The organism is Pedococcus cremeus, assembly GCF_900111375.1.
Taxonomy (GTDB): domain Bacteria; phylum Actinomycetota; class Actinomycetes; order Actinomycetales; family Dermatophilaceae; genus Pedococcus_A; species Pedococcus_A cremeus.
Genome location: NZ_FOHB01000010.1, coordinates 60,963 through 77,036 on the forward strand (window position 1 = coordinate 60,963; position 16,074 = coordinate 77,036).

Here is a 16,074-nt window from a genome sequence, read left to right on the forward strand (position 1 = left end):
ACGAGCGGTGCCGCGGGTATGCCGCGCAGCGGGCACTCGCGGAGTGCCGCGGACCGCCAGCACGCGGCATACCGCCGCCGTGCCCCCACCACGCTAGGAAGGCGGGTGGGCCTCGCGCCTCACTCGGCGGGGATGAGCCGGCCGACTGCCCGGGCGAGCCGCGGCGCGGCCGGCGAGGCCATCACCTGCTCCAGACCGACGGGCCGACCGTCCGGCCCGGCGAGCGGCAGTCGCCAGTTGGGGTACTCGTCCTGGGTGCCGGGCTGGTTGATGCTGCGGATGTCGCCGACCAGGTCGGTCACGGCGACGCCCAGCATCCGCGAGGGCGTCTGCGCCAGCAGGCGGTGCAGGCCCTCGACCACCTCGGGCACGCCGGCGTCGTCGCCGATGAGCCCGCGTTCGCGCAGCAGCGCCTTGACGTTGCCGATGGACTCCAGCTCGACGGCTCGCTCCTCCTCGACCGACCGGGTCAGCAGCCCGAGGCGGTCGCGCAGGGCCACGTGCTCCAGCCCGAGGTAGCCGGCGGTCGGCGGCAGGTCATGGGTGGTGACCGTCGAGAGGCAGAGCTCGCGGTAGCGCTCGGGCGCCAGCGGCCTGCCCTCGGAGTCCCACTCGAACCAGAGGATCGAGGTGCCGAGCACACCGCGCTCGCGCATGTAGTCGCGGGCCCAGGGCTCGACGACACCGAGGTCCTCACCGACGACGACCGCACCCGCGCGTTGTGCCTCGAGCACGAGGATGCCGACCAGCGCCTCGTGGTCGTAGCGGACGTACGTGCCCTCGCTGGCCGGGTGGCCCTGCGGCACCCACCAGAGGCGGAACAGGCCGATGATGTGGTCGACGCGGATGCCGCCGGAGTCCTTGAGCACCGTGCGCAGCATGTCGCGGTAGGGCGCGTAGCCCAGCTCGGCGAGCCGGTCGGGTCGCCACGGCGGCTGGTCCCAGTCCTGGCCGAGCTGGTTGAACTGGTCGGGCGGCGCACCGACGGTCACGCCGCGGGCGAGGGCGTCGGCCAGGCCCCAGGCGTCGGCGCCGTGCGGGTTCACCCCGACGGCGAGGTCGTGCACCACCCCGAGCGACATGCCGGCCGCCTTGGCGTCGCGCTGCACGGCGGCGAGCTGGCCGTCGAGCAGCCACTGCAGCCAGCGGTGGAAGTCGACCCGGTCTCGATGGGTCTCGCGGAACGCGGCCACCTCCGCGCTCGCCGGGTCCTGCAGGCCCGCGGGCCAGGCGGTCCACGGCAGCCCGTGCTCCTCGGCCAGCGCGCACCAGGTCGCGAAGGTCAGCAGGCCCTCGCCCTCGGTGCGGCAGTAGCGGGCGAAGTCGCGGGCCCGCCGGCCCGTGAGCCCGAGCCGGTAGACCTCCTCGAGGGCGGCGCGCTTGGCCGCCCACACCGCGTCGCGGTCGATGGTGTCGTCGGTGTTCAGGGCCCGCCCGGACTCGGCCGCCTCGCGCGCCCGGCGCAGGGCGGCCCCGGTGAGCCCGGCCGCCTCGGGGATCTCCTCCACGCGCAGGTAGACGGGGTTGACGAAGCGGCGGGTGGTCGGCAGGTAGGGCGAGGGCTCCATCGGCGGCACGGGCTCGGCGGCGTGGAGCGGGTTGACCAGCACGAAGTCGGCGCCGAGGTCCTCCCCGGCCCAGGCCGCCAGCTCCGCGAGGTCGGAGAGGTCGCCGATGCCCCAGGAGCGCTCCGAGCGCACCTGGTAGACCTGCTCCATCAGGCCCCAGACCCGGCCGTCGCGCAGGCTCTCTGGCAGGGCGAGGGTGGCGGGTGTGACGACGAGGGTGGCGGTGGCGATGTGCGGCGACCCGGCCGCACTCCCGGTGCCAGCCGCCTCGGCGGACCGGTCGACCGCCGCTGCTCCGATGTGGGCGTGGAGCCGGTGCCAGCCGAGCGGCAGGTCGGCGGGCAGCTCGAAGGTCGCCTCGCCGACCAGCACGCCGTCGACCTCGCGTGGCTCGACCCAGTGGTCGACCTGCGGCACCACCCGGGTGGTGCCGTCCTCGAGCTCGACCTCCACCCGCACCGACGAACCGTGCGGCACGTGGACGGGCACCCACGGCGTCCAGCCCTCGCGGCACACGACGGTGGGCGGGAGGACGCGGCGCCACTGGCGCTCGTCGACAGCGTCCAGCGACCGGGCCACCTGCTCGTCATCGGCGGCCTCGACACCGAGCGCACCGAGCACGGCGCGGATCGTGGCGTCCGCGACGGTGACGTGCGCGCCCTGCCAGTCCCAGTACTCCGTGGCCACCCCGTAGGCGTGGGCCAGGTTGACGAGGGTCGCCCGGGGAGCGGCTGCGTCCATGGCGGTCACTCCTTCGGCAGGGTCGTGCCGGCCACCCACCGGCGGCTCGCAGTCTGCCAGACGGTCGAGTCGGCCACCCGCAACCTCGTGCTGGCCCTAAGGTCGAGCCATGGCCGAGTCCAGCCCGCGCACCACCTACGTCCTGGTCGACGGCGAGAACATCGACGCCACGCTCGGCACGTCGATCCTGTCGCGGCGCCCGCAACCCGAGGAGCGGCCCCGCTGGGACCGGCTGCTGCAGTTCGCCGAGGAGGAGTGGAGCCACCCCGTCCGTGGGCTGTTCTTCCTCGCAGCGAACAGCGACCTGCCGATGCCGTTCGTGCAGGCCCTGCTGGCCATGGGCTACCGGCCGATCCCGCTCTCGGGCGGCCCGCACGAGAAGGTCGTCGACCTCGCGATCCAGCGCACCATGGTCGCGCTCCAGGAGCGCGAGGCCGACGTCATGCTGGTCAGCCACGACGGTGACTTCCTGCCCCAGCTCGAGCAGCTGGTCGACGGGAAGCGCCAGGTGGGCGTGGTGGCCTTCGAGGAGTTCGCCAACGCCGGCTTCCTGCGGCTCGAGGAGCGCGGGCTCGAGTTCTTCGACCTCGAGTACGACGTGCGCGCGTTCCGGTCCCCGCTCCCGCGGGTGCGGATCATCCCGATCGACGAGTTCGACCCGGCCGACTTCCTGTAGGCCGCCTGCGCCAGGAGGCTCCGATGGCCGTGCTGCCGCTGTTCCCCCTCGGCACCGTGCTCGTGCCCGGAGCCCAGCTGCCCCTGCAGGTCTTCGAGCCCCGTTACCTGCAGCTGCTGAGCGACCTCGTCGAGCAGCAGGACGAGCGCCCGCCCGTCTTCGGCGTGGTCGCGATCCGCGAGGGCTTCGAGGTCGGCGAGGACGGGGTGCGGGCGCTCTACCCGGTCGGCTGTGCCGCCCGGCTCACCCACGCCGCGGCGCTGGGCGAAGGGCTGTTCCTCATCGTCTCGACCGGCACCTCGCGGTTCCACCTCGACGCCGTCGACGAGACCGCCGACACGCCCTACCTGCGCGGCCTCGTCACCTGGCTCGGCGAGCCACTGGGCGACCCCGGTGCCGTCGCCGACCTCGCCGCCCGGCTGCGCACCGAGCTGAGTCGCTACCGCGCCGACGTGGGCGCCGAGCCGCTGGAGCCGCCGGACGACCCCGCCGCCCTGGCCTACTGGACGCCGCAGGCCATGACGCTCGACCTCGGTGACCGCCAGCTGCTGCTCGCCAGCAGCGACACCGAGGCGAGGCTGCGGCTCGCGCTGCAGCTCGTGCGGCGCGAGCGGGCGGTGCTCGACTCGCTCGGCGCCGTGGGGAGGCCCCCGGAGCCGCCCGTGAACCTGAACTGAGCCCGCCGGCATACCGGCTTGGTGTGCCGCGTGCCCGGTATGCCGCGGGCGCCGGCGACGGCGCACCGCACCGCGCGTGGGCGTCCGCGTTGCCGACGGGGTGGGCCGGTGTTTCCATCGACCGGTGAGAGTGGTGGTGACCGGGGCGGGCGGCTACGTCGGGCGCCGGCTGGTGCCGGTGCTGCTCAAGCGAGGCCACGAGGTGACCGCGACGTTCTCCCGAGCGGGCACGGCCGACCGCTTCCCGTGGCGCGACGACGTCACCGTGGCCGTCATGGACGTCGGTGACGCCGGGCAGGTGGTGGCGGCCCTCGAGGGAGCCGAGTCGGTCTACTACCTCGTGCACGGCATGGGCGGTCCCGACTTCGTGGCGCAGGACCGGCAGGCGGCGCACCACCTCGCGCACGCCGCGATCGAGCACGACGTGGCACGGATCGTCTACCTCTCCGGGCTGCTGCCGCCCGGGCCCACCGAACGCCTGTCGGCGCACCTGCGCTCGCGGCACGAGGTCGAGCAGATCCTCTCCGCCTCCGGCGTGCCGACCACCACGCTGCGCGCGGCCATCATCGTCGGCAGCGGGTCGACCTCGTTCGAGGTGCTGCGCCAGCTGTCGGAGCGGCTGCCGGTGCGTGCGCTGCCCGGCTGGATGCGGTCGACCGTGCAGCCCGTCGCGGTCACCGACGTGCTCGAGGTGCTGGCCCGCTGCCTCGAGATCGAACCCGCCACGCGCTCCTACGACATCGGCGGTGAGGAGCGGCTGTCCTACCGCCACCTGCTCGACCTCTACGCCGAGGTCGCGGGGCTGGTGCGCGCGGAGGTGACGCTGCCCGTGGCCCCGACCCTGCTGGTCGGGTGGCTGGCCGGGCAACTGACCGACGTGCCCTCCTCCACCGTCGAGGCCCTCGTCGGCAGCCTGCACCACGACATGGTGTGCCGGGAGGGCGACTTCCGCACCGCCCTGCTGCCGGAGGGCTGGGAGCTGACCCCGCTGCGCGAGGCGCTCGAGCGGGCCCTGGCCGCGCCGATCCTGCCTGGCTTGGGTGGGGAGGGTTCGGTCGGGAACGGCTCAGCTGGGGCGGACCGGCCGGTCGACCTGCTCGGCCCGGTGCCCGGCGACCCGGACTGGGCCGGGGGCTCCATCTCGGTCGAGGGCGGCAGGGCCGTGCGGCGGCCGCGCAACCCCGCGGAGTCGCTGCTCCTGGGGCTCCCCCGCTTCGGTCGGTCGCCCTGGGGCGCCGACCGGCACACCTGACCGGCACACCTGACCGGCACCCCTGACCGGCACCCCGGACGAGCGCGCAAGAACAAGCGCCACGGCGGGAACGCCGGATCGGGACGGGTCGGGACGAGCCGGAGCGAACCGGGCTGGGGGCTCACAGGATTCGGAAGTCGTTGTGCCGGAACGGTGGCGTGACGCCAGTCACAGGCGCAGTATGGGACGGGGTCCACCTCGCCTTCCTCGACCCGTGGGAGTCACCATGTCGCGACGCGTCGCTCTTTCCCCGGACATCGTCCCTGTGCTCTCGACCGGACGTCACCGCTCACCCCGCAAGGGCGCCTGCTTCATGGAGATGGCGTCCTTCCTCGCGGGCGAGCGGTGGAGCGACCATCCGAAGTGCACGCATCCGCTGCTGGCCGGACTGGCCCGCCAGATCAACGACACGGTGCCCGACTCCGTGCGCTCCCGGCTCGCGCCGATGATTCCCTCCGTGATCGGCCTGACGAGCGACGACCTGCACGTCGACGCCCGGCTGGCCCTGCACTGCGCCACGACCGCGCTGCCGGTCGCGTCCGCCACCCGGCAGAACGTGCTGGCCCTCGGGATCCTCTCGTGTGAGCGGGTGCTCGCCGAGCTCGACGGCAGGCCGCGCGACAGCATGACGCCGCGGTCGCGGGAGGTGCTCGACCGGGTGCCGGCCGCTGAGCAGTGGGCGCGCGAGTTCCGCGCCGACCTGCCGTTGACGGCACGGGCCTTCCGTCGTCAGACCGCGCCCCACCTGGTGGCGCTCGCGGTCGAGGGCATGTCCGAGGCCTGCGTCGAGGACCCGTACGGCCAGCTCGTCGACCTGCTCGCCGACTGCATCGCGATGACCGCCGAGATGGTGGGCCCGCGCACGGCGACCGGCACACCGGTCACGTGGGGCGGCGCCCCCGACGGGTCGGACGTGCCGGAGCGAGCCGCCGCAGACAGCTGACGCGCCCCAGCGAGTCCTGGCCCGAGGCCTGGGGTTCGACGGACAGCCGCTGGCCGCCCCCACCATCAGCGTGCGGGGCGGCTTCGGCCTGTTCGAGGCGCTGCTGCAGGCGGCTGCGGATCTCCTCTGGGGCGAGCTGCGCCCGTCGACGCTGGTCACGGGCCATGATGGCTCCCGTGGCGGCGACACCGGCGAGACCGGCGATGCCGAGGACCTTCCAGAGCTTCACGGCAGGAGCACCCCTTTGAACGAGCCGGCGTCGGACGACGCAGTGCTGAGCCTAGAGGCCGCCGTCGACCTCACCCGGACCGGTGACGTGTGGCTGTTCCGTGGCCGCTCGGCCGCCGACCACGCCATCCGTGCGGTCACCAACGCCCCGGTCAACCACGTGGGCATGGCCGTGGTGCTCGACGACCTGCCGCCGCTGATGTGGCACGCCGAGCTGGGCCACGGCCTGCTCGACGTGTGGACCGGCACCCACCACCGTGGCGTGCAGCTGCACGACCTGCGGGAGGCGGTGGTCCAGTGGTGCGGCCGCTACGAGCAGCGTGCCTGGCTCCGGCAGCTCGAGACCCCGGTCACCCGCGAGATGGAGGACGCCGTGCTGCGCACCATCGCCCGGCTCGACGGCACGCCCTTCCCGGCCACCGTGGCGCTGGCCGGCCGGTGGCTGCGCGGGCGTGTGCGCCGGCGCGCTCCCGTCGAGACGACCTACTGCGCGGAGGTCGTCGCCGCGACCTACCAGGCCATGGGGCTGCTCGACGGCGAGCGACCCACCAACTACTACGACCCCGGCATGTTCTGGTCGGGCGACGGCCTGCGGCTCCTCGGCGGCGGGCGCCTGGGCGAGGAGATCCGCGTCTCCGTGCCGGTCGGCCAGCCCGGCACGACCTCCGAGACCTCGGTCCGCCGCGGCTGAGGCGCCCACTTGGGGCCGCTCGGTCGGCGACCCCAAGTCGGCGCCAAGCCCCGCTCAAGCGGGTGGTCGCACGGTGGTGCCCAGCAACCGCTGGAACCCACAAGGAGCACCACCCATGACCATCGAGCTCACGCCAGACGTCGAGAGCCCCCTCACCAACACCGTCGAGAGCGCCGTCGAGAACAGGCCCGTCACCGCCACGCGCGCCGAGTCCCTGCGCGGCCTCGCGGGCGGCTCCGTCCACCTGCCCGGTGACCCCGGCTACGACACCGCCCGTATGCCGTGGAGCGCCGCCGTCGACCAGCGCCCCGCCGCGGTGGCGCACCCGCGCACCGTCGCCGAGGTCGCGGCCGTCGTGCGTGCCGCCCGCGACGCCGGCCTGCGCGTGGCGCCGCAGAGCACGGGCCACAACGCCGCCCCGCTCGCGGCCCGCGGACTCGACGACGTCGTGCTCCTGCGCACCTCGGCCATGGACGCCGTCAGCGTCGACCCGCACCGCCGGGTGGCCCGCGTCGAGGGCGGAGCGCTGTGGCTGCCCGCCGTCGAGGCCGCCGGCGCCCATGGCCTCGCCGCCCTGCACGGCTCATCGCCCGACGTCGGCATCGCCGGCTACACCCTGGGTGGTGGCATCGGCTGGTACGCCCGCAAGCTCGGGCTGGCCACCAACAGCCTCACCGCCGTGGAGCTCGTCCTCGCCGACGGCTCGCACGTGCGGGCGGACGCCCACACCAACCGAGAGCTCTTCTGGGCCCTCCGCGGTGGCGGCGGCAACTTCGGCGTCGTCACGGCGCTGGAGTTCCGGCTCTACCCGATCCCCACGGCATACGCGGGCATGCTCGTCTGGGACGTCAGCGAGGCCGAGCGCGTGCTGCGGCGCTGGGCCGCCTGGGCGCCCGAGGCGCCCGACGAGGTGACCACCGCCTTCCGCATCCTCCACGTGCCGCCGCTGCCGGAGGTGCCGGAGCCGATGCGCGGCCGCGCCCTCGTCGTCATCGACGGCGCGGTGCTCGGCAGCGACGAGTGGTCGGCCTCGGTGCTCGGGGCCCTGCGTGACCTCGGCCCGGAGATGGACACCTTCGCCCGCGTGCCGGCACCGAGCCTCGCGCGGCTGCACATGGACCCCGAGGGGCCGACACCGGTCGTCTCCGACACGGCGATGCTTTCCGCCCTGCCCGAGGCGGCGGTCGACGCCTTCCTCACCGAGGTGGGACCCGGCTCGCAGTCCTCGCTGCTCATGGCCGAGCTGCGCCAGCTCGGCGGTGCCCTCGGGCGCTCGCACCCGGGCAGCGGCGTGCTCGACCGGCTGGACGCCGAGTTCGTGCTCTTCGGCGGTGCGCTCGCAGCCGACCCGGAGATGGCGGCCCGCGGCCACGCCGACGCGCAGCGGCTGGTGGGTGCCCTGTCCGCCCACGCCAACGGACGGCAGTACCTCAACTTCGCCGAGAACCCGGTCGACGCACACGCCGGCTACCGCGAGGAGGCCTGGGTGCAGCTGAAGGGCATCCGCTCCGCGGTCGACCCTGACGGGCTGTTCGTGGCCAACCACCGCATCCCACGCCTGTGGGAGGACGGGCGGCCGACCGACTGACGTCGCGCAGTCGACTGGCTCCCCGTACCCGATCTGGCGAAAGCACCGCTGCCCCGGCCGGTCCGAGACCTATCCTCCCTCTCGTGGAGGTGGGCATCCTCGGGCCGGCCGAGGTGCATCGTGGTGAGGTCCCGGTCGACCTGGGCACTCGCAAGCAGCGTGCCGTGGTCGCAGCCCTGGCCCTGAGCCGGGGCCGCGCCGTGTCGGTCGACACCATCGTCGACCTGCTCTGGGGGGACGAGCCCCCGCGCGGGGTGAGCGGCACCCTGCAGGCCTACATCGCCGGCCTGCGCAAGGCCCTCGAGCCCGACCGTGCGGCCCGCGCGCCCGCCTCGGTGCTGGTCACCGTGCCCCCGGGCTACGCGCTGCGCCTGCCGGACGAGGCCTTCGACGTGGTGCGGTTCGAGCGGGTGGTGGCCGAGGTGCACCAGGCGCTGGAGCCGATCTCGCAGGTCCACCCCGTGGCGCCGATGCCGCGCGAGGAGCTCACCGCGCTGGCCCGCCGGCTCGACGGCGCCCTGGCGCTCTGGCGCGGGCAGCCCTTCGCCGAGCTCGATGACGCACCGGCCGCGGAGGCCGAGCGGGTGCGCCTCGAGGAGCTGCGGCTCGTGGCGGTCGAGGACCGCATCATCACGGCCGTGGCGCTGGGCCAGCACGCGACCGCGGTTCCCGAGCTCGAGTCGCTGACCCGGCTGCACCCGCTCCGCGAACGGCTCTGGGCGCTGCGTGCGGTGGCCCTGGTGCGGTCCGGCCGGCAGGCCGAGGCGCTCGAGGTGCTGCGCGACGTCAGGACCGTGCTCGACGAGGAGCTCGGCATCGAGCCGGGCCAGGGCCTGCGCGACCTGCAGGCCGCGGTGCTGCGCCAGGACCCGGTCTTGGAGTGGACGGCCCCCAGGACGGGCGTGGCTTCCACCGCAACGGCTGGGCCCGCGGCGGAGGCGACGGCCGGTGTGGCGGCAGCCGGAGCAGCCAGGGCCACCGTGGAGACGGTGCCTGCGCCGACCGCCGTCCCCGCTGGGCCGGCGGCCCGTTCCACGGCGCCCTGGCCCATGGTCGGGCGTGACGCCCAGCTGGCCGCGCTCACCGACCTGCTGGAGACATCGGCGGAGGGCCGCACCTCCTTCGCCGCCCTGGTCGGCGAGCCCGGCATCGGCAAGACCCGGCTGGCCAGCGAGCTGCTCGGACTCGCCCGCGAGCGGGGCGCCACCGTGCTCACCGGGCGGTGCTCCCAGGACGACGGTGCGCCTCCGCTGTGGCCGTGGGCCTCGGTGCTCCGCGACCTGGGGCGTGACCTGCCGACCGACAGCAGCGACGACGACGAGGGCGGCCGGTTCCGCACCTGGGAGTCGATCGTCGCGGCGGTCGTGGAGGCCAGCGGGCAAGGCCCGGTCGTGGTGGCCCTGGACGACCTGCACTGGGCCGATGCCTCGTCGCTGCGCGTGCTGCGCCTGCTCGGGGAGACCGTCGAGGCGGCACGCCTGCTGGTGCTCGTCTCCTGGCGGGCCCACCCCGAGCCGACCGGCCCCCTCGCCGAGGTGGCCGAGACCCTGGCCCGTCGCCACGCCCTGCGGCTGGAGCTGGAGGGCCTGACCTCCGCCGAGGCGGCGGAGGTCGTCGAGACGGTGGCCCACGCCCGCCCCTCGCCGGAGGAGGCCAGCGCCCTGCGGGAGCGCACCGAGGGCAACCCGTTCTTCCTCGTGGAGTTCGCCCGCCTGGCGGCCGACCGCGGCGACCTCGGGCAGCTGCTGGCCGAGGAGCACCCGCCCGCCGCGGTGCACGACGTTCTGGTCCGCCGCCTCGAGCGGCTGCCGCAGTCGTCGGTCGGCGTGCTGCGCACGGCCGCGGTCGTCGGGCGGCAGTTCGACCTGCCCACGCTGGCCGACTCCGCCGGGCTGCCCGAGGACGACGTGCTCGACGCCCTCGAGCCCGCCGAGCAGGCCGGGCTCGTGCGCGAGGACGGCATCGACCGGTTCGTCTTCGCCCACGCGCTCGTGCGCGACACCATCTACTCGGGCCTGTCCGCCTCGCGGCGCGCGCGGCTGCACGCCAGGGTCGCCGAGGTGCTCCAGCGGAGCCCCGGCCGCGAGACCGAACGGGCCCGGCACTGGCTGGCCGCCGGACCGGCACACGCGTCCCGCGCCTGGCTGGCCGCCGTCTCGGCGGCGGTGGTCACGCGCCGGCTGCACGCCCACGACCAGTCCGCCGAGCTGCTCGTGGCCGCCCTCGACGTCATGGTCGACGACCCGGACGCCACCGACCGCGACCGCTACGACGTGCTCCTGCAGCTCGTCGACGCCTGGCGCTGGCTGGGGAGGTGGAACGAGCTGGTGCGCACCGTGGAGCAGGCCATCGACGTCGCCGAGCGCATCGGCGACGTCGAGCTCGTCAGCCGGGCCGCGATCTCTCCGACCCTCGGCGCCCTCTGGCAGTCGGGCGGCCACGGCGAGGTGCACGAGAAGGTGGTCGCCGCGCTGCGCCGCTGCCTCGACCGGCTCCCGGCCGAGGACAGCGCGCTGCGCTGCCGCACCATGCTCGGCCTGGCCAACGAGCTCTACTACGGCGCGACGTTCGAGGAGCGCCGTGCGCTGGTCGACGAGGCGCTGGCCATGGCCCGGCGCATCGACGACGACGCCCTGCTGCTCGACGCCTGCCAGATCGCCTTCTCGGCGCTGTGGAGCCCGCGCACGACGCGCGAGCGCCTCGGCCTGGTGCAGGAGGCCATCGAGCTGGCGCGGCGCCTGGACCACGAGCGCGCCCTGGTCGTCTCGCTGACCCTGCGCGCCGTGGTCGAGGGCGAGCTCGGGATGGTGGAGCAGATGTGGCACTCGGCCGCCGTGGCCCGCAGGGAGGTCGAGCGCCTGCGCCTGCCCTACGGCCTGATCGTGCTCGACAGCCTCGAGCTGCCCTGGCTGGCCATGGCCGGGCGGTTCGACGAGTGCGAGGAGCGGATGGAGCGGATCGTCCGGCTCGACCAGCAGATGTCGCTGCAGCAGAGCGCCGACGCCACCGCAGGGGCCCTCATCTCGCTGCGCCTCTGGCAGGGCCGCAGCGCCGAGGTCGCCCCCGTGCTCGCGATGCTCGACGAGAGCCCCCTGCCCGCCACCAGTGCCCGGCTGCTCTTCCTGCTGCGCGGCGGCATGGAGGCCGAGGCCCGCGAGCTGCTCACCACCCGCCGCGTCGAGCTGGAGCACGACGACTGGTTCTCGATGCTCAACTGGTGCTGCGCCGCGGAGGCAGCCCTCTGGCTCGGCGACCGCGACCTGGCCGCCGCCGCGTACGAGAAGATCGCGCCCTACGAGGGGTTCACCTGCTCGGCCGGCTCGGGCAGCACCATGGGCCCGGCCGACGCCTACCTCGCGGAGGCAGCCGCCGCCGTCGGCGAACGAGAGCTCGCGGGGCGCCACGCCGACCGCGCGCTCGAGCTGATGGAGGCGTGGGAGATCCCGCTGGCCGCGCAGTGGATGCGCGACCAGCGGGAGCGCTTCAGCTTCTAGCGTGGCAGCGGGCCACGCCGAGGCGTGCCGCCCGCCGGCGCTCAGCCGACGTAGCGGAAGGCCAGGCGCTCGCGACGCTCGAAGGGCCGACGGGTGGCCAGCCACATCGCGTGGTGGGCGCGGCCCCCCGGTTGGGCGAACAGGTCGCGCCGGATCGGGGCCGGCACCTCGTGCAGCGCCCACGGCACCTGGGTGAGCAGCCGCTGGATGCTCAGGCCCTTCTTGAAGTGCTCCTCGTCGAGGGCGTGCCACTCCTCGTTGGTCAGGAGCTCCTGGATGAGCGCGATGGCGTCGCACTCCTCGTGCCGCAGGTGGCGGCCGAGGCTCTCGCGGGCGGCGACGAGCCGCACCGCCAGCGCGGCACGGGCGTCCTCGTCGGCGTGCGACGCGAGCCGCTCGAACCCGGCGGCGCACGCGGTGAGGATCGGGTCGATCTCGCCGTGCTCGACCTCCATCGCCGCGAGTGTCTCGCGGCCGGCGTCGTCGGTGCGCTCCTCCAGCAGTGGCCAGAGGCCGGTGTCCTCACCGGTGTGGTGGTGGTGCAGGGCGTGGGCGAAGGTCTCCCACCGCTCGGCCAGCGCCCGCCAGGTGCTGCGGGCCTCCACCGGCGTGGCAGCGGCGGCCGCCGCGAAGGCGGCCAGGTCGCGCCGGAAGGCGTGGTGCATCACGTACATCATCGTCATGTCGACGGGCCCCTCGTGGGCCGCGGTCTGGCCGGGCAGGCGCACCTGGGTGGGCCACGCGGCATACGAGGTGGTGGTGGTGGGGTTGGTCGTCGGGGTGGTCGGGTGTGCGGTCATGGTGGTTCCTCTCGGTCTCTGGTGTGGCGAAGGTGGGTTCAGCGGGCGCCGACGGGCACGCGCTCGGGCTCGGGGAGGGAGGGGACGTCCGCTGCCCGGGCGGTCGCGGGCAGGTCGGCGTCGGTGACCTCCGCGCGGACGGTCGGCAGCACCCGGTCGAGCCAGGCGGGCACCCACCAGTTCCAGCGGCCGAGGAGCGACATGGTGGCCGGCACGAGCACCATCCGGACGACGGTGGCGTCGAGCAGGATCGCGACGGCCATGCCGACGCCGAGCATCTTGACGACGACGTCGACCTCGGTGGCGAAGCCGAGGAAGACGGCGACCATGATCGCGGCGGCGCTCGAGATCACCCGGCCGGTGGCCGACAGGCCGCGCACGACGCTGCCGTGGGCGTCGCCGGTGCGCTCCCAGTCCTCGCGGATCCGCGAGAGCAGGAACACCTCGTAGTCCATCGAGAGGCCGAACAGGATGGCGAACATCAGGATCGGCACCCAGCTCGAGACCGCCAGCGGGTGGTCGAGGCCGAGCAGTTCGGTGCCCCAGCCCCACTGGAAGACCACGACCATCACGCCGTAGGCGGCCGCGATCGACAGCAGGTTCATCACCGCGGCCTTCACCGGGATGACGACCGACCGGAACACCATGGCGAGCAGCACCACCGACAGGGCGACGACGAAGGCGATGACGAGCCACAGCCGGCCGGCCAGCAGGTCGGCGATGTCGGAGAAGAAGGCGGTGGTGCCCGTCACCTCCACCCCGCCGGGCAGCGACGCGCGGACGTCGGAGACGAGGCCGCCGGTGCGCTCGTCGGTGGGCCCGTATGCCGGGACGGCGTCGAAGACTGCCAGCGCACCGTCGGGTGAGGTCACCGTCGGCGTCACCGCGACGATGTCGTCGCGGCCGAGGAGCGCGGCGCGGATGCTCTCAACCCGGGCATCGGTGACGTCCCTGCGGTCGGCCACCACGGTGAGCGGGCCGTTGGCGCCGGCGCCGTACTCGGCGGCCACCAGGTCGTAGGCGCGCCGCGTGGTGAGCTCGGTGGACTGGCTGCTGGGGTCCTGCGGCCAGGTGCGCATGTCGAGCGCCGGCACGGCCAGGCCCAGCATGAGCACGGTGGCGGCGACCGCCCACGGCAGCGGTCGACGTCCGACCTTGGCAGCCCAGCGGGCGGTCAGCGGCACCCCGCCCTGCGCCCTGGCCTTGCGGACCCGGCGGGGCAGCAGGCGCAGCCCGGCGAACCGGCACAGGGCCGGCACGAGGGTGAGGGCCGCGGCCATCACCGACACCACGGCGATGGCGGTGGCGAAGCCGAAGGAGCTGTAGACCGGCAGGCCGGCCAGGCGCAGCCCCATGAGCGAGACCAGCACCGTGCTGGAGGCGAACACGACCGACCGGCCCGCGGTGGCGACGGCGCGTCCGGCGGCGTCGGGCACCGAGTGACCGGCACGGAGGTACTCCACGTGGCGGGTCACCAGCAGCAGCGCGTAGTCGATGCCGACACCGAGGCCGACCATGGTGGCGACCATCGGGGCGGCGGTGCTGACGTCCATGGTGGCCGCGAGCAGGGTGACCCCCGCGCTGCCGACGGCGAGGCCGCCGAGCGCGACCGCAATGGGCAGGCCGGCGCTGACGACGGAGCCGAAGGCGAGCACGAGGATGAGCAGGGCGGCGACGACGCCGATGACCTCGCCCTGGCCGCGCATGGGCGCGGCGGCCTGCTCGGGCACCTCGCCGCCGAGCTCGACCTGCAGACCGGCCGTGCGCACCGGGGCGACGGCGCGCTCGAGGGGCGTCAGGTTGCCCATGAGGTCGGGGTCGGTGACCGGCACGTCGTAGGTCACGCCGACCAGCGCGGTGTCGCCGTCGCCGGAGACCTGGGGTGGCGAGACCTGCACGACGTGCGGCATGGCGCGGAGCCGGCCGGCCAGGTCGTCGAGCACCTTCGGGCTGGGCGCCTCGCCCGCGCGGTCGTGCACGACGACCCGGGCGAAGGTGTTGCCGGCGCCGATGAGGTGGTCGCGCAGCATCTCGATGCCGACCTGGGCGCGGGCCTCGGTCACGTTGTAGTCGTCCTGGGGGGTGCCGCCGACGGCCACGGAGAGGCCGACGACCGCGGCTGCGGTGAGCAGCCAGGCGGAGAGGGTCCGCCACGGGTGGGCCGCGGCACCGTGGCCGAGGCGGTAGAGCAAGCGAGACATCGGGGATGCCGTCCTTCTTCGGGTCAGGGTGGTGCTGTCCCTTGAAGGGTGCGGTGGGTCGCTTGCGCGCGACTTGGGTCCGACTTGGGGCGCGTCAGAGCGGCGGCAGGCTCAGGAGCTCGCGCAGCGCGTTCTCCACCGTGTCGGAGCCGTCGTGGCCGCCCATGCTGCCGGTGGTGAACCCGTAGGCGTAGCCACCGGTGGTGCACGCCCAGCCCACGCCGCCGCCCGTGCCGCCCATGCCGAAGCCGTCGTCCTCGACCGCGAACCCCAGGCCCCAGCAGCGTTCCGGCCCGCCCATCACCGCGTCGACACCGCAGGCCTGGGGGCGGGCCGCCTCGTCGCGCAGCGACGGCGAGAGGAGCTCTCCTCGCAGCAGCGCGGCATACAGGCCGGCGACCGCTCGAGCGGTGCCGTGGCCGTTGATCGCCGGCACCTCGGCGCGGCGGAAGCGCTCGCTGTTGACGGTTCCGGCGTCGAGCGCCCCGGGCGGGTTGAACATCGCCTGCCGCAGCAGCGGCGTCCAGCGGGGCGCGTCGGGCGCCCACTCCGGTGAGTCCAGGCCGGTGAGGTCGGCCACCCGGACCAGCTCGTCGTCGCGCAGGCCGATCGCGAAGTCGAGGCCGAGCGGACCGCAGACCTCGTCGCGCAGGAAGGTGCCCGGCGTGCGGCCGTCGACCCGGCGCACCAGCTCGCCGACGAGGTGGCCGTAGAAGAGGGCGCTCTCGCCGATGGCGGTGCCCGACTCCCAGCGAGGCTCCTCGACGGCCAGGCGGGCGCACAGGCCGTCCCAGTCGTGGAGCATCGCGCCCGGGGCCGGGTCGACCAGGGCGACGAGACCCGTCTGGTGCGAGAGCAGCTGTCGCACGGTCGCGGCCGCCCGCAGCTCGGGCCAGTGACGCTGCACGGGGGCGTCGAGGTCGAGGAGGCCGCGGTCGACGAGCACGAGGGCGGTCAGGGCGGCGAACGGCTTGGTCACGGAGTACGGCATGACGGTCGTGTCACGGCTCCAGGGGAGGGTGCGGCGGGCATCGGCCCAGCCGCCCCACAGGTCGACGACCCAGCGCCCGTCGGACCAGGCGGCCACGGCGGCGCCGGTGCCCGGTTGGGCCGCCATGACGTCGGCGAACGCCTCACGGACGGCCTCGAAGCCCGGTGCGACGTGCCCGTCCAACGGCGGCGTCGTCAGGGGCGTCGTCATGGGCGACTCGCTCG

The 16,074-nt window shown here is 74.6% G+C and carries 11 protein-coding genes; 7 read left to right on the top strand and 4 right to left on the bottom strand.

Translation table 11 applies throughout. The features are described 5' to 3' along the window. Positions 1–119: 119 nt before the first annotated feature. Positions 120–2,309 (bottom strand): 4-alpha-glucanotransferase, encoded by a 2,190-nt coding sequence (malQ, locus tag BMW78_RS17640; protein WP_091762427.1) that lies wholly within the window; start codon positions 2,307–2,309, stop codon positions 120–122. 109 nt (positions 2,310–2,418) lie between these two features. Between malQ and BMW78_RS17645 the strand changes: the two genes are divergently transcribed. From BMW78_RS17645 to BMW78_RS17680, 7 genes are all read left to right on the top strand, one after another. After that, positions 2,419–2,985: an NYN domain-containing protein gene (locus BMW78_RS17645; RefSeq protein WP_091762429.1), complete on the top strand. Its 567-nt coding sequence runs from the start codon at positions 2,419–2,421 to the stop codon at positions 2,983–2,985. A gap of 23 nt (positions 2,986–3,008) precedes the next feature. Beyond that, positions 3,009–3,662: an LON peptidase substrate-binding domain-containing protein gene (locus BMW78_RS17650; protein WP_091762432.1), complete on the top strand. Its 654-nt coding sequence runs from the start codon at positions 3,009–3,011 to the stop codon at positions 3,660–3,662. Positions 3,663–3,786: 124 nt separating this feature from the next. Then, positions 3,787–4,914 (top strand): NAD(P)H-binding protein, encoded by a 1,128-nt coding sequence (locus tag BMW78_RS17655; RefSeq protein ID WP_091762435.1) that lies wholly within the window; start codon positions 3,787–3,789, stop codon positions 4,912–4,914. Positions 4,915–5,140: 226 nt separating this feature from the next. After that, positions 5,141–5,857: a hypothetical protein gene (locus tag BMW78_RS17660; RefSeq protein ID WP_143056323.1), complete on the top strand. Its 717-nt coding sequence runs from the start codon at positions 5,141–5,143 to the stop codon at positions 5,855–5,857. A gap of 70 nt (positions 5,858–5,927) precedes the next feature. Continuing rightward, positions 5,928–6,776 (top strand): hypothetical protein, encoded by an 849-nt coding sequence (locus tag BMW78_RS17670; RefSeq protein WP_218144410.1) that lies wholly within the window; start codon positions 5,928–5,930, stop codon positions 6,774–6,776. Between the two features lie 115 nt (positions 6,777–6,891). After that, positions 6,892–8,364 (top strand): FAD-binding oxidoreductase, encoded by a 1,473-nt coding sequence (locus tag BMW78_RS17675; protein ID WP_091762441.1) that lies wholly within the window; start codon positions 6,892–6,894, stop codon positions 8,362–8,364. An 83-nt stretch (positions 8,365–8,447) separates the two neighbouring features. Further along, positions 8,448–11,858, top strand: coding sequence for an ATP-binding protein (locus tag BMW78_RS17680; protein ID WP_177180460.1), 3,411 nt, complete (start codon positions 8,448–8,450; stop codon positions 11,856–11,858). A gap of 41 nt (positions 11,859–11,899) precedes the next feature. Here BMW78_RS17680 and BMW78_RS17685 read toward each other — a convergent pair whose 3' ends face one another. The 3 genes from BMW78_RS17685 to BMW78_RS17695 form a co-directional block, all read right to left on the bottom strand. Then, positions 11,900–12,658 carry a hemerythrin domain-containing protein gene (locus BMW78_RS17685; protein ID WP_091762448.1) on the bottom strand — a complete coding sequence of 253 codons (759 nt, stop codon included), beginning with the start codon at positions 12,656–12,658 and terminating at the stop codon, positions 11,900–11,902. Between the two features lie 38 nt (positions 12,659–12,696). Continuing rightward, positions 12,697–14,859 (bottom strand): MMPL family transporter, encoded by a 2,163-nt coding sequence (locus BMW78_RS17690; RefSeq protein WP_091762450.1) that lies wholly within the window; start codon positions 14,857–14,859, stop codon positions 12,697–12,699. A gap of 94 nt (positions 14,860–14,953) precedes the next feature. Beyond that, the gene (locus tag BMW78_RS17695; protein ID WP_091762452.1) at positions 14,954–16,060 is read right to left on the bottom strand and encodes a serine hydrolase domain-containing protein; all 1,107 of its coding nucleotides are present in this window, start codon (positions 16,058–16,060) and stop codon (positions 14,954–14,956) included. Positions 16,061–16,074 lie beyond the last annotated feature (14 nt).